Consider the following 12,873-nt stretch of genomic DNA (forward strand, 5'->3'; position numbering starts at 1 on the left):
TGTCTACCCGCCGGTCGGCCGCTGTCCCTGGAGCGCGGCCCGGCCGGCCTCCAGCCGGGCGACGGGCACGCGGAACGGCGAGCAGGAGACGTAGTCCAGGCCGGCGTCGTGGAAGAAGTGCACGGAGTCAGGGTCGCCGCCGTGTTCGCCGCAGACCCCGGTCTGCAGACCGGGACGGGCCGCGCGACCTTCCTCCACGGCCAGCCGGACGAGCCGGCCGACGCCTTCGCGGTCCAGGACCTCGAACGGGGACGTCTCGAAGATGTGCCGGTCGAGGTACGCGCTGAAGAACGCCGCCTCGACATCGTCCCGCGAGAAGCCCCACACGGTCTGGGTCAGGTCGTTCGTGCCGAACGAGAAGAACTCCGCGGCCTCGGCGATGCGTCCGGCGGTCACCGCGGCCCGGGGCAGCTCGATCATGGTGCCGATGGGACAGTGCACCTCGGTACCGGTCTCCGTGCCGACCTGGGCGAGCACCCGCTCCACCTCGTCGCGAACGATACGCAGTTCGGCCGCCGTGGCCGTGAGCGGCACCATGATCTCGGGGCGCGGGTCGCCTCCGGCACGGCGGCGCTCCGCGGTGGCCTCCGCTACCGCGCGTACCTGCATCGCGGTCAGGCCCGGTACGACCAGTCCCAGGCGCACCCCGCGCAGGCCGAGCATCGGATTCTGCTCGTGGGTGCGCTCGACGGCCTCCCGCAGCCGCAGGTCACGCGGGTCCGGGGTCTCGCCCCGGGCCTCGGCGACAGCGATCTTGACGGCGAGGTCGGTGCGGTCGGGCAGGAACTCGTGCAGTGGGGGGTCGAGCAGCCGGATGGTGACCGGCAGGCCGTCCATCGCGGCGAGGATGCCGGTGAAGTCCGCCCGCTGCAGCGGCAGCAGGGCCGCGAGCGCCTCTTCGCGTTCGGCGTCGGTCCGGGCCAGGATCATCGCCTCGACCAGGGGGCGGCGTTCGCCGAGGAACATGTGCTCGGTGCGGCACAGGCCGATGCCCTGCGCGCCGAACCGGCGGGCGCGGGCCGCGTCCTCGGGGGTGTCGGCGTTGGCCCGCACCTCCAGGCGGCGGACGGCGTCGGCGTGCCGCATCGCGCGGGCGACGGGCTCGGTACCGGCGTCCGTTCCGGCGGTGGCGCCCGCCTCGAAGTGGCGCATCACCGGTGAGTCGACCTGCGGCAGCGCGCCGAGATGAACCGTGCCCGCGCTGCCGTCCACGGACAGTACGGTCCCTTCGGTGACGACGGTGCCGTCCGAGGTGGTGAAGCGGCGGGCGCCCTGCTCGACGGTGAGGTCCTCGGCGCCGCACACGCAGGTGCGGCCCATGCCGCGGGCGACGACCGCCGCGTGGCTGGTCTTGCCGCCGCGGCTGGTCACGATGGCCTGGGCGGCGACCATGCCCGGCAGGTCGTCGGGGGTGGTCTCCCGCCGTACGAGCACGACGGCCTCTCCCGCGGCGGCCCGGCGTACCGCTTCGGCCGAGTCGAAGACCGCGGCGCCGACACCCGCTCCCGGTGAGGCCGGGATGCCCCGGGCCAGCGGGGTACCCGCCGCGGAGTCGTCGAACCGGGGGAACATCAGCCGGGCGAGCTGTTGGCCGTCCACCCGCAGCAGGGCCTCGTCCGCGGACAGCGTGCCCTCGTCGGCGAGTTGCCCGGCGATCCGGAACGCGGCCTCGGCGGTGCGCTTGCCGACCCGGGTCTGCAGCATCCACAGTGTGCCGCGTTCGACGGTGAACTCGATGTCGCACAGGTCGCGGTAGTGGTTCTCCAGGGTGCGCATGTACGTGCGCAACTTCTCGTAGGAGGACCGGTCGAGGTCGGCCAGATCCGCCAGCGGCATGGCGTTGCGGACCCCCGACACGACGTCCTCGCCCTGGGCGTCGGGCAGGTAGTCCCCGTACACCCCGGGCAGGCCGGTGGCAGGGTCGCGGGTGAAGGCGACGCCGCTGCCGGAGTCGGCGCCGAGATTGCCGTAGACCATGGCCTGGACGGTGACCGCGGTCCCCAGGTCGTCGGGGATGTGCTCGCGCCTGCGGTAGAGGCGGGCACGCTCGCTGTTCCACGACCCGAAGACGGCGTCGATCGCGCGGCGGAGCTGCTCGGCGGGGTCCTGCGGGAAGTCCTCGTCCGCCGCGTCGCGCACGATCGCCTGGAACTCCGCGGCGAGCAGCGGCCCCTGCGGCGCGTCGGGCCGCGCGAGCACGGCGCTGAACAGCTCCCCGTCGACGCCCATCACCGTGGTGCCGAACATCTGGATGAGCCGCCGGTAGGAGTCCCAGGCGAAGCTCTCGCTGCCCGAGTTCTTGGCCAGACCGACCACGGTGACGTCGTTGAGCCCCACATCCAGGACGGTCTCCATCATGCCCGGCATCGAGAAGCGCCCTCCGGAGCGCACCGACACCAGCAGCGGATCGTCCGGGTCGCCCAGGCGCCGTCCCATCCGCCGCTCCAGCGACGTGAGATGGGCGGCGACCTCCTGCGCCAGCCCCGTGGGTTCCGCGCCGTCGGCGAGGTAGGCCCGGCACGCCTCGGTGGTGACGGTGAATCCGGGCGGCACCGGCAGGCCGATGCGGGTCATCTCGGCCAGGTTGGCTCCCTTGCCGCCGAGCAACCCGGCCATCGACCTGTCGCCCTCGGCGAACGCATACACGAACTTCGGCATGACGGGCCGTCCCCTTTCACCACGCGGATCCTTCGGGACTCACATCTCGAAGACGATGCGGGCCTTGACCTGCCCGCGCAGAACTTCCTCGATCGACTCGTTGACGGCCGCCAGCGGCCGCGTCTGGTAGATCACCCGGGTCAGGCCCGCGGCGTGCAACTGATAGACCTCGGCGAGGTCCTGCCGGGTCCCGACGATCGACCCGATGACGGAGGTGCCGTTCAGCACGGTGTCGAAGATCGGGATGTCGATGGTGCCGTGTGCGGGCAGGGCGACCATGACCAGCTTCCCGCCGCGCCGAAGCCCGGCGTTGACGGCGGAGAACGATGCCTCGTTCACCGCGAGGGCGAGTGCGGCATGGGCGCCGCCGTGGCGCCTGAGCACCTGCGACGGGTCGTCCTTGCGGGCGTCGATGAGCAGGTCGGCGCCCAACTCGGCCGCCAGCGCCAGCTTCTCGTCGGTGACGTCGATCGCGGCCACGGTGGCGCCCGCGATCTTCGCGTACTGCACCGCGAGATGGCCGAGACCACCGATGCCGGAGACGGCGACGAGTTGCGACGGGCGCACCCCGGCGACCTTCAGCGCCTTGTACGTGGTCACGCCCGCGCACGTCAGCGGAGCCGCCTCCCGCGGGTCGATGCCGTCGGGGACGGGCTGCGCGAAGTCGGCCCAGGCGAGCATCTTCTGCGCGTATCCGCCGTCGCAGCCGTACCCGGTGTTGATCTGGGCCGCGCAAAGGGTCTCCCAGCCGGACAGGCAGTGCTCGCAGCGCCCGCACGCCTTGCCCAGCCACGGGACGGCGACCCGCTGGCCGAGGGACAGGTGGGTGACGCCCTCGCCCAGTTCCTCGACGATGCCGACTCCTTCGTGGCCGGGCACGAAGGGCAGGCTGGGCTTGACGGGCCAGTCGCCGTGGGCGGCGTGGATGTCGGTGTGGCAGAGCCCCGATGCCTCGACCCGGACACGTACCTGGCCCGGGCCGGGCTGTGGGTCAGGGCGGTCCTCCAGGACCAGGGGCTCGCCGAACGCACGGACAACGGCAGCTTTCATCGTGGTTCTCTCCTCAGCGGGAACGGCGGCTGGCTGACGTCAGTCGTGCGGCACGACGGCGACGGGTGCCAGGGTGTGGCGCAGGACCGCGTGCGCGACGGAACCGATGTGTGGTGCGACCCGGGACCGGTGCGTGCGTCGGCCGATGACCAGCAGGGACGCGTCGGTGGCCGCGTCGATCAGGTGGCGGTCGGCGGCGCCGACGACGGCTTCGGTGATCACCTCGGTGTGCGGGTACTTCTCCTGCCAGGGGCCCAGGGCCCGCGTCAGCCGGTCGCTCCCGGGCGTGGCGAACCCGGGGCCCAGGTCGGCTGCGACGCCCGCGAGCCCGCCGGCCGCGGTCTCGTCCCCTCCGTGGATGACACGCAGGTTCGCGGCACGGCGGGCGGCCGCGTCGAAGGCGAACGCGATGACGCTGTCACTGGCCCGGGTGAGGTCGAGGCCGAGGACGACGTCGCGGTACGGGGTGGCCGTGGCCGGTTGGCCGGAGGTGTCCAGCCGGTGTTCGTCGGACGGCTCTTCACCCGCTCGCACGAGCACCACGGAGACGGGTGACTGACCTGCGACGGTGAGCGCGACGGAGCCGAGCAGGAATCCGGCCGCGGCGCTCACACCTCGCGCGCCGAGCACCACCAACTCGGCTTCCTCCGTGGCGTCGAACAGCACCGGCAGGGGCTGACCGGGGATCTCGTCAACGGTGATCGGCAGGTCGGGATACGTCTCGCGCAGTGCTTCGGCTGACCGCGCGAGGGACGTCACCCCCAGGGCTTCCAGGTCGGCCGAGGTGGTGCGGGGGCCGTGGGGCGGTGGTGCGACGGCATGCAGCAGTCGCAGGTTGACGCCGCGGCGCACGGCCTCGCGGGCTGCCCAGCCGGCTGCTGCGAGGCTCTCCGGAGAACCGTCGAGACCGGCGATCACGGTGCGGCGCATGGTGGCTGCCTCTCCTTCGGGGGTGTCCGGTCTCAGCCTGCTGCCGACGAACCGCCCGCAGCAGGGGCCGCAGGTCCCTGGAGTGGGCCGAACGGCCCCGTTCCGCCGCGGTCGTCCCCGGGATCGGGCGGCGGCCGGTCCTTGGGCAGGTCCAGTGCGAGCCGGCCGCCGGCGGGGCGGAGGACCTCCGCTCGCGGGGGTCGTAGCCCTGGTACCGCCAGGTCCGGTGCCGGGCCATCGGCCGTCCCTTCGCCACGTTGCGGGGCAGTGAGTCGCGGGAGACGCGGGTCAGGAGCTCTGGGGGACGACAGCCACCGGGCAGGGGGCGTGGTGCAGCACTCCGTGGTTGACCGCGCCGAGTTGCAGCCCGAAGGTGCCGTGCCGGTGGCGGGCGCCCACCACGAGGAGGTCGGCGTCGGCGGCCTGGGCCACAAGGGCCTTGCGTGCGTGGCCCTCGATCAGGCGGCGTTCGACGGCCACCTTCGGATGTTCCGCGGCCCCGGCGTGCAACGCCTCGTCGAATTCGCGGTCGGCGATGGCCTCGTCGACGGCGCCCTCGGGGTGGCGCCAGGCCCGCACCGCTTCGAGGACCGCGCCGCGCCGGTCGGCTTCCCGGAAGGCGAAGGCGGCCGCCTCGGACGTCTCACCCTGGTCGCCCACCCCGAGGACGACGCGGTGTGCGGCGGCGTCCTGGTCGGGCCACGACCCGCGTACGACGATCACGGGGCACAGGGCGCGGGCCGCGACGGTCAGGCTGGTGGAACCGAGCAGCCGGTCCGTGATCTCGCCACGGCCTCGGCTGCCCGTGACCACGGCGAACGCGTGCCGGCCTTCGTCGAGCAGGGCGGTCACCGCGTCCTGCGGCACCACGTCGGCCGAGACCTTGAGATCAGGGGCGCGCCGCCCGGCCCGTTCCGCGGCCGAGGCGACGATGTTCTCCGCGATGACCTGCTCCGTTGCCCGGTCCGGGCTGAACGACGGCTTGATCCGCTCGTAGTGCTCCCACAGCGAGGCGTACACCACCTTCAGCGGCAGCCCGTGGCGGCCCGCTTCGTCTGTCGCCCAGTCCACCGCGTCGAGGCTGGAGTCCGAGCCGTCGACGCCGACCACCAGGGGGAACTCCATCGTCCGCACCTTCTCCCGCACTCGGATCCAGTCGATAGCGCGCGCCGTCGGGCAGCGACGCCCTGCAGGCCTCAGCCCGACGCACCGTGCCCCTGCCCGGGCCGGTTCCCTCTTCGATCGTCACCCCGCCGCCCGCCCGGCGCCACCGCCGGACGGCCGGGCCGTCACGCATGCGAGACCACGGCGACCGGGCAGGGCGCGTGATGGACGACACCGTGGGCGACGGGGCCGATACGTACGGCAGCCGGCCCGTGCGGCCTGCGGCGGCCGACGACGAGCAGGGCCGCCCCATGTCTGGCTTCTTCCACCAGCCCCGCGGTCACCGGGCCGTCGAGCACCGTCTCGGTCGCCTCGACGCCGTCGAACTTGGCGCGCCAGGGTGCCAGCAGCCGTGTCAGGTCCCGCGCCCGCTCGGCCCGTAGTTCGTGTGCCAGCCGCTGGTCCAGCGCGGGCGCCGCGTACCCGTACTCCTTGTACACGTTCCACACATGCACGACGCGCAGCGTGACGTTCCGTGCCGCCGCCTCCTCGAAGGCGAACGTCAGCAGGCCGTCGCAGGGGCGGACGAGGTCCACACCGACGACGACGGCAGCTCCGGCGGGGTCGGCTGACTGGTCGTCGGCCCGGACCAGCACGACCGGCTGATCGGAACGGGCCAGCACGTGCAGGGCCGCCGAGCCGTACAGGAATCCCGAGATCCCGCCGAGGCCGTGCGAGCCGAGGACCGCCATCTCGGAGGTGGCAGCGGCCTCCAGCAGCACGTTCATCGGGATTCCGGCCACCTGCTCCATGGTGACGGCCAGTGACGGGTGCCGTTCCTTGAGCTCGTTGGCGGCGTCGCGCAGCCTGGTCTCCTCCCAGAAGCGGAGCTGTTCGGGATCGGGCGCGAACTGCACGCTGCCCACAGGGGCTTGCCAGACGTTGAGCAGTTGCAGCCCCACGCCGCGCACTGCCGCCTCGCGGCCCGCCCAGCGGGCTGCCGCCATGCTCTCCGGGGAGCCGTCGATTCCGACGACCACATGCTTCGTCATCCCAGCCACCATCTCGTCGTGCCCCGGTCCTGCTGGACGGGGCGACTGCCGCGCTGTTCCCTGCCACCTTCGGGCCCGCGCGGCCGGACGCGGTAGGGCCGACAGGGCCACGGGTGGGCCCGGCCAGCCCTGTCGGGCCCTCGGAACCGGCGCCCAGGATGAGAGGTGGCAGGGCATGTGACCTCCGGACGAAGGAGTCCCTTATGACTGAGACCGGCCGAACGGTGGTGGCGGGTGTCTCCTCCACCCGTCCTGAGGTGAACGCGCAGGTGGTGCGGTGGGCGGCGGACGAGGCGGCGGCCCGCGGGATCCCGTTGCACATCGTGCACGCCCAGGAGTGGCCGCACGGCTCGTCGCCGGTCGCCGACCCCGCCCATCCCGCGCACGTGTGGTCGACGCACTTCCGTGCGAGCGGAGCGGCGCCGCGGGACCGCTGAGCGGCTGCTCTCAGATCGTGGAGATCCGGCGGCCGGTGACGCTGTCGGGACGGATGCGGATCCACTGGGAGCGCTCGCCTCCGGCCCAGGGCTCGGCGGCGTGCTCCTGGGTGAGATGCCGTACCGCCGCGGGGTCCTCCACCAGTTCCGCGGTGCCGGTCACCAGGACGCTCCAGCCCTGGGCCAGGTGTTCGTCGATCCGGTCGACCTGGAAGGACACCTGAGCGCCGCGCTCGGGAGCGGTGGCGCCGCCGGGCACCGTCCGGTAGACGATCGACCGGGAGTCCACCCCGTAGTTCACCGGGAACACCGCGGGTCCCGGCTCCACCGGCAGGGCGAGACGGCCCAGCCCGCGGACGCCGAGCTTGTCCCAGCACTCCGCCACGGTGAGGCGGACCAGGACCGGCTGGGCCCCGGGCCCGGTCTGTCCCGGCGGGAGGTCGGCGCGCCCTTCGAGAAGTTCCCGGTACGTCAGCCGCAGAGCGGCGGCGATCCGCACGAAGCCGCCGGGATCGAAGTCGGGACCTTCCTCCATCAGGTACTGCAGATACCGCGGCGCCATGCTCGCCGCGGACGCCAGATCGTCCTCGCTCATACCGAGTTGCTCACGCCGTTCGGCGATGCGCCGCGCGAGAACGCCGGGATCGGTCCGCCGCGCGCCGTCTTCGCTGCTCGCGCCCACGGCAGAACCTCGCTCTCCTCGCGTCCGTGCATCCAGCTTCACCCACGACACCGACCCGCGCCACGCGGCGGTACCGCCGACCGTATGACCCCGGAGGACGAAAGGACCGGTCACGCGACTGGGCGCGGCTGCGGCTGCGTGGTGCGCGAGCGGGGGACCGACCGGCTGCGGACGGTGGCCGCCGTCGCCGATCCGGCCTCGACGGCGGCCGCGTTGGCCGTCGCCGTGGACGCGGACGCACTCCTCTTCCTGTCCGCCGCCACGCACGTGTTCACCCCCAAGGACCGGTTGCACGGCTCCAGGCCGCTGCTGCGGATGCCCGCGGAGCAGACGCCCGACGCACGGCTGCCGCAGGACGTGCGCGCCCGGGTCGAGGCAGCCGCGGACTTCGTGGCCCACACGGGAGGCCTGGCCGCGATCGGCCCCGTGGACAACGCCGTGGGCATCCTGCAGGGCGCCACCGGCACGGTGATCGGTCCCACTTCGACGACTGCACCCGCGTGAGCCGCATGCGGGCTGAGGCACCATGTGCGGCATGAACTCCTCTCCGGGCCACCGCCCGCTGCCCCACCACCCGCCCGTGCTGCTGCGGCACGAGCGGGTGGTCTTCGCGCGCATGCGCGGTACTCAGGACCGGGTCGCCGACGCCATCACCGCATTCGCGGGGACGATGCTGTTCGTCTACCTGCACGCGCTGTGGTTCACCGCCTGGATCGTCCTGAACGAGGGGCTGTTCGGCCGCCGGGCGGTGTTCGACGCCTACCCTTTCGGGCTGCTCACGATGATCGTGAGCCTGGAGGCCATCTTCCTGTCCACGTTCGTGATGGTCAGCCAGAACCGGCAGGCGGCCCGTGAGAACGTCCGCGCCGACCTGGACTTCGAAACCAACCTCCGCGCGGAGGTGTGGTCGGTTCATATAGGCAGGGCGCTGGGACTGGACCCGGAACACGTCGAGCTGCGGGTCCAGGAGGCCATCGCCGAGAGCCGTACCCGGATGAACGGCGGCAAGGCCGCTCAGTGAGCGGTCAGGCCGTGCGACCGGAACTGCTCGCGGACCCGACGGGTGAGTTCCGGATCGGGGACGGGGGTGTCCCGCAGCGGGAAGGGGATACCGAGCTTGTCGTACTTGGGGGCGCCGAGTTTATGGAAGGGGAGGACATCGACCTGCTCGACGTTGCTCAGGCCCGCGACGAACGCGGCCAGGCCGTCGACGGCCGCTTCGTCGTCGGTCCAGCCGGGGACGAGTACGTAGCGGATGCGGGTCGGGATGCCGAGGCGGGCGAGGCGGGTGGCGAAGGTGAGGGTGGGGGGCAGGGCCGCGCCGGTCAGTTCCCGGTACGTCGGGGCGTCGAAGGACTTGATGTCCAGCAGTACGAGGCTGGTGTCGGCGAGCAGGGCGTCGGATGCTCGCGCGCCGAGGTAGCCGGAGGTGTCGAGGGCGGTGTGCAACCCCAGCGCACGGCAGCGGTGGAGCACCTCGGCGGTGAACGCGGGCTGCAGTAGCGGCTCGCCGCCGGTCAGGGTGACCCCGCCGCCGGCGGCGATCAGGAAGTCCGCGTACCTCTCGATCTCCGCGACGGTCTCGTCGACCGTCATCGCCCGCCCGTCGCGCATGTGCCAGGTGTCCGGGTTGGAGCAGTAGAGGCAGCGCAGAGGACAACCGCTGAGGAACAGCACGAAGCGGGTTCCCGGTCCGTCCACCCCGGTGGACAGATCCCAGGAGTGGACCCGGCCGGTGGTGCCGACAGCGGTGGTCATGGCGTCACCGCGATCCGTGGAAGGTGCGGCTGATCACGTCGAGCTGCTGCTCGCGGGTCAGGCGCACGAAGTTGACGGCGTATCCGGAGACGCGGATGGTCAGGTCCGGATACTTCTCCGGGTTCCGCATGGCGTCTTCGAGGGTGGCCCGGTCGAGGACGTTGACGTTGAGGTGGAAGCCGCCCGCGGTCATGAAGCCGTCGAGGAGGCCCACCAGGTTCCCGGCCCGCTCGGCGGGGTCGTGTCCCAGCCCTTCGGGGGTGATCGTCGAGGTGAGGGAGACGCCGTCGCGGGCCTGGTCGTAGGGCAGCTTCGCCACGGACAGCGCGGAGGCCGCCATGCCGTGCCGGTCACGGCCGTTCATCGGGTTGGCACCGGGGGCGAAGGGGGCGCCTGCCCGACGGCCGTCGGGGGTGTTGCCGGTGTGCTTGCCGTACACGACGTTGGAGGTGATCGTGAGCACCGACTGGGTGTGCTCGGCGCCCCGGTACGCCGGATGCCGGGCGATCTTGGCCATGAACGACTCGACCAGTCCGCGGGCGAGCGCATCGGCGCGGTCGTCGTTGTTGCCGTAGGCGGGCCAGTCGCCGGTGGTCTCGTAGTCGACGGCCAGCCCGCTCGCGTCGCGGATCACCTTCACCCGGCCGTACCGGACAGCCGAGAGACTGTCCGCGGCGACCGACAGGCCGGCGACGCCGCAGGCCATGAAGCGGTGCACGGGGTAGTCGTGCAGGGCCATCTCCAGCCGCTCGTACGCGTACTTGTCGTGCATGTAGTGGATGACGTTGAGGGCGTTGACGTAGGTCCCGGCCAGCCAGTCGAGCATTCGGCCGTATGCGACGGACAGCTCGTCGAACTCCAGGTACTCGCCGGTGAGCGGCGTGCTGGGCGGGGCGATCTGCTCTCCGGTCATCTCGTCCCGGCCGCCGTTGATGGCGTACAGCAGTGCCTTGGCCAGGTTGACGCGGGCGCCGAAGAACTGCATCTGCTTGCCGACCGCCATCGCCGAGACACAGCAGGCGATGGCGGTGTCGTCACCGGTGCGCGGCCGCAGCAGCTCGTCCGACTCGTACTGGATCGAGCTGGTGTCGACGGAGACCTGCGCGCAGAAGTGCTTGAACCCGTCGGGCAGGTGCGGCGACCACAGGACGGTCAGGTTCGGCTCGGGTGCCGGGCCGAGGTTGTACAGGGTCTGCAGGAAACGGAAGGAGGTGCGGGTGACCAGGGTGCGGCCGTCCGTGCCGATGCCGCCGATGGACTCGGTCACCCAAGTGGGGTCGCCGGAGAACAGGGCGTCGTACTCCGGGGTGCGCAGGAACCGGACGATCCGCAGCTTGATGACGAAGTCGTCGATCAGCTCCTGGGCGCGGCTCTCGTCGATGGCGCCCCGGTCGAGATCGCGCTGGAGGTAGACGTCGAGGAACGTCGAAGTGCGGCCCAGCGACATCGCGGCGCCGTTCTGCTCCTTCACCGCGGCCAGATAGCCGAGGTAGAGCCACTGCACGGCCTCGCGCGCGGTTGCCGCCGGGCGGGAGACGTCGCAGCCGTACGAGGCGGCCATCTGCTCCAGTTCGCCCAGCGCCCGGATCTGTTCGGCCAGTTCCTCGCGGTCGCGGATGACGTCTTCGGAGGACGGCGCCCCGTCGAGCAGCGCGCGGTCGGCGTGCTTGGCCTCGATGAGGCGCGCGGTGCCGTAGAGCGCGACGCGCCGGTAGTCGCCGATGATCCGGCCCCGGCCGTAGGCGTCGGGCAGTCCGGTGATGATGCCGGCTCTGCGGGCGCGGATCATCTCGGGGGTGTAGGCGTCGAACACTCCATGGTTGTGGGTCTTGCGGTAGGTGCCGAACACCTTTGTGACCATGGGGTCGGGCTCGTAGCCGTACGCGCGCAGGCCGGTCTCGACCATCCGCAGCCCGCCGTTGGGCATGATCGACCGCTTCAGTGGGGCGTCTGTCTGCAGGCCGACGATCAGCTCGCGGTCGCGGTCGATCCAGCCGGGTGCGTGTGAGGTGATCGTGGAGGGGGTGGCGGTGTCCACGTCGTAGATGCCGCGCTGCCGCTCTTCGGGGAACAGGGCCGCGACCCTCTCCCACACCGCGCGGGTGCGGGCGGTCGGGCCGGTCAGGAACGCCGCGTTCCCTTCGTAGGGCGTGTAGTTGGCCTGGACGAATCCTGGGACGTCGACGCGCTCGCGCCATCCGTCACCGCTGAATCCTCGCCAGCCGGGCTGCGCCTGGCTCTCGGCCGGGTGTGCCACCAAGGTCATCGAAGGTCATCCCCTCATGGTGCCTGTCGCTTCCTGCTTCGATCGTCGTCCGCGGCCGCGGTGACCCGGGAGAGCCGTTGGGCCCCGTACCGGGCCCCGACCGGCCCTAAGGAGGACCGGGCGGGGCCCGGGAGAGTGGAAGTGAGGCAATCTGCGCCCGTAGGGAGGCGGCACCATGTTGAAGCACCGCACCGTGAGCGACCTGATGACCCACACGGTGGTGAGCGTCCACGCGGACACGCCCTTCAAGGAGATCGCGAAGCTCTTGGCCGACCACGACATCACCGCGGTGCCGGTGGTCGACGACACCGACCGTGTGCTGGGCGTGGTCTCGGAGGCGGACCTGCTGCGCCGGGAGTCCACACGGCCTGATCCGGCCGGGCTGCTGGCCGTACTCGACACTCCCGGTGACGGGCGCGCCCACCCGGTGGCCACCACCGCCGACGGCCTGATGACCAGTCCCGCGGTCGTCGCCCACCGTGAGTGGTCGGTGGTGCAGTCCGCACGGGTCATGGACGACGGACGGGTCAAGCGGCTGCCCGTGGTGGACGACACCGGCCGGCTGGTGGGCATCGTCAGCCGCGCGGATCTGCTGCGGGTCTTCCTCCGCCGTGACCACGTCATCCGTGAGGAGATCAGCGGCGACATCCTCGCGCGCACCCTCGGCATCGAGCCCGACGAGGTGCTGGTCACTGTCGCCGACGGCCGCGTGTCGCTGCGCGGCACCGTCGAGCGCCGCAGCCTCATCCCTGTTGTGATCCGGCTGTGCGAGGGAGTCGACGGGGTCGTCGAGGTCACCGAGACGCTCGACTACCGCGACGACGAGGCGAGGGCTGTCGAACCGGCGTCCCGGCGCGCAGGACTGCTGCCGTGAGGGCCCTCGGCCCCGGCGAGCGGAAGGGAGAGGGGCGGCGATGAACACGCCCGTGGTGCTGG

The 12,873-nt window shown here is 72.0% G+C and carries 12 protein-coding genes; 4 read left to right on the forward strand and 8 right to left on the reverse strand.

The annotated features are described in order from the left end of the window. Positions 1-3: 3 nt before the first annotated feature. The 5 genes from ppdK to AB0M29_RS28590 all read right to left on the reverse strand — a co-directional run bounded on the left by ppdK (position 4) and on the right by AB0M29_RS28590 (position 6,794). Positions 4-2,658 carry a pyruvate, phosphate dikinase gene (gene ppdK, locus AB0M29_RS28570; protein WP_365387661.1) on the reverse strand — a complete coding sequence of 885 codons (2,655 nt, stop codon included), beginning with the start codon at positions 2,656-2,658 and terminating at the stop codon, positions 4-6. Positions 2,659-2,697: 39 nt separating this feature from the next. After that, entirely contained in the window at positions 2,698-3,708 is a 1,011-nt protein-coding gene (locus tag AB0M29_RS28575) for a zinc-dependent alcohol dehydrogenase (RefSeq protein WP_365387663.1), read from the reverse strand. 39 nt (positions 3,709-3,747) lie between these two features. Then, the gene (locus AB0M29_RS28580) at positions 3,748-4,638 is read right to left on the reverse strand and encodes a universal stress protein (protein ID WP_365387665.1); all 891 of its coding nucleotides are present in this window, start codon (positions 4,636-4,638) and stop codon (positions 3,748-3,750) included. Between the two features lie 288 nt (positions 4,639-4,926). Next, positions 4,927-5,763 (reverse strand): universal stress protein, encoded by an 837-nt coding sequence (locus tag AB0M29_RS28585; protein WP_365387667.1) that lies wholly within the window; start codon positions 5,761-5,763, stop codon positions 4,927-4,929. A gap of 164 nt (positions 5,764-5,927) precedes the next feature. Further along, positions 5,928-6,794, reverse strand: a complete 867-nt coding sequence (locus AB0M29_RS28590) for a universal stress protein (protein WP_365387670.1) — start codon at positions 6,792-6,794, stop codon at positions 5,928-5,930. A gap of 203 nt (positions 6,795-6,997) precedes the next feature. On the opposite strand from AB0M29_RS28590, the gene AB0M29_RS28595 reads away from it, so the two are divergent. Then, complete coding sequence (locus tag AB0M29_RS28595; protein WP_365387672.1) at positions 6,998-7,231, forward strand: hypothetical protein; 234 nt, start codon at positions 6,998-7,000, stop codon at positions 7,229-7,231. 10 nt (positions 7,232-7,241) lie between these two features. Here the strand turns inward: AB0M29_RS28595 and AB0M29_RS28600 are convergent, their stop codons facing one another. Then, complete coding sequence (locus AB0M29_RS28600) at positions 7,242-7,913, reverse strand: pyridoxamine 5'-phosphate oxidase family protein (RefSeq protein ID WP_365387674.1); 672 nt, start codon at positions 7,911-7,913, stop codon at positions 7,242-7,244. An 84-nt stretch (positions 7,914-7,997) separates the two neighbouring features. Here AB0M29_RS28600 and AB0M29_RS28605 point away from each other — a divergent pair, with 84 nt between their 5' ends. Both AB0M29_RS28605 and AB0M29_RS28610 read left to right on the forward strand, forming a co-directional pair. Beyond that, entirely contained in the window at positions 7,998-8,417 is a 420-nt protein-coding gene (locus tag AB0M29_RS28605; protein WP_365387676.1) for a hypothetical protein, read from the forward strand. 31 nt (positions 8,418-8,448) lie between these two features. After that, on the forward strand, positions 8,449-8,934 hold the full coding sequence (locus tag AB0M29_RS28610; RefSeq protein ID WP_365387678.1) for a DUF1003 domain-containing protein: 486 nt from the start codon (positions 8,449-8,451) through the stop codon (positions 8,932-8,934). Here the strand turns inward: AB0M29_RS28610 and pflA are convergent. Both pflA and pflB read right to left on the reverse strand, forming a co-directional pair. Beyond that, positions 8,928-9,671 (reverse strand): pyruvate formate-lyase-activating protein, encoded by a 744-nt coding sequence (gene pflA / locus AB0M29_RS28615; protein WP_365387681.1) that lies wholly within the window; start codon positions 9,669-9,671, stop codon positions 8,928-8,930. The two genes, AB0M29_RS28610 and pflA, sit on opposite strands and share 7 nt — an antisense overlap. 4 nt (positions 9,672-9,675) lie before the next feature. Beyond that, positions 9,676-11,937 (reverse strand): formate C-acetyltransferase, encoded by a 2,262-nt coding sequence (gene pflB / locus AB0M29_RS28620; RefSeq protein WP_365387683.1) that lies wholly within the window; start codon positions 11,935-11,937, stop codon positions 9,676-9,678. Positions 11,938-12,115: 178 nt separating this feature from the next. Here pflB and AB0M29_RS28625 point away from each other — a divergent pair, with 178 nt between their 5' ends. Then, positions 12,116-12,811 carry a CBS domain-containing protein gene (locus tag AB0M29_RS28625; RefSeq protein ID WP_365387771.1) on the forward strand — a complete coding sequence of 232 codons (696 nt, stop codon included), beginning with the start codon at positions 12,116-12,118 and terminating at the stop codon, positions 12,809-12,811. Positions 12,812-12,873: the final 62 nt, after the last annotated feature.

Origin of the sequence: Streptomyces sp. NPDC051976, from assembly GCF_040680795.1 — a bacterium.
In the GTDB taxonomy this organism is placed as follows: Bacteria; Actinomycetota; Actinomycetes; order Streptomycetales; family Streptomycetaceae; genus Actinacidiphila.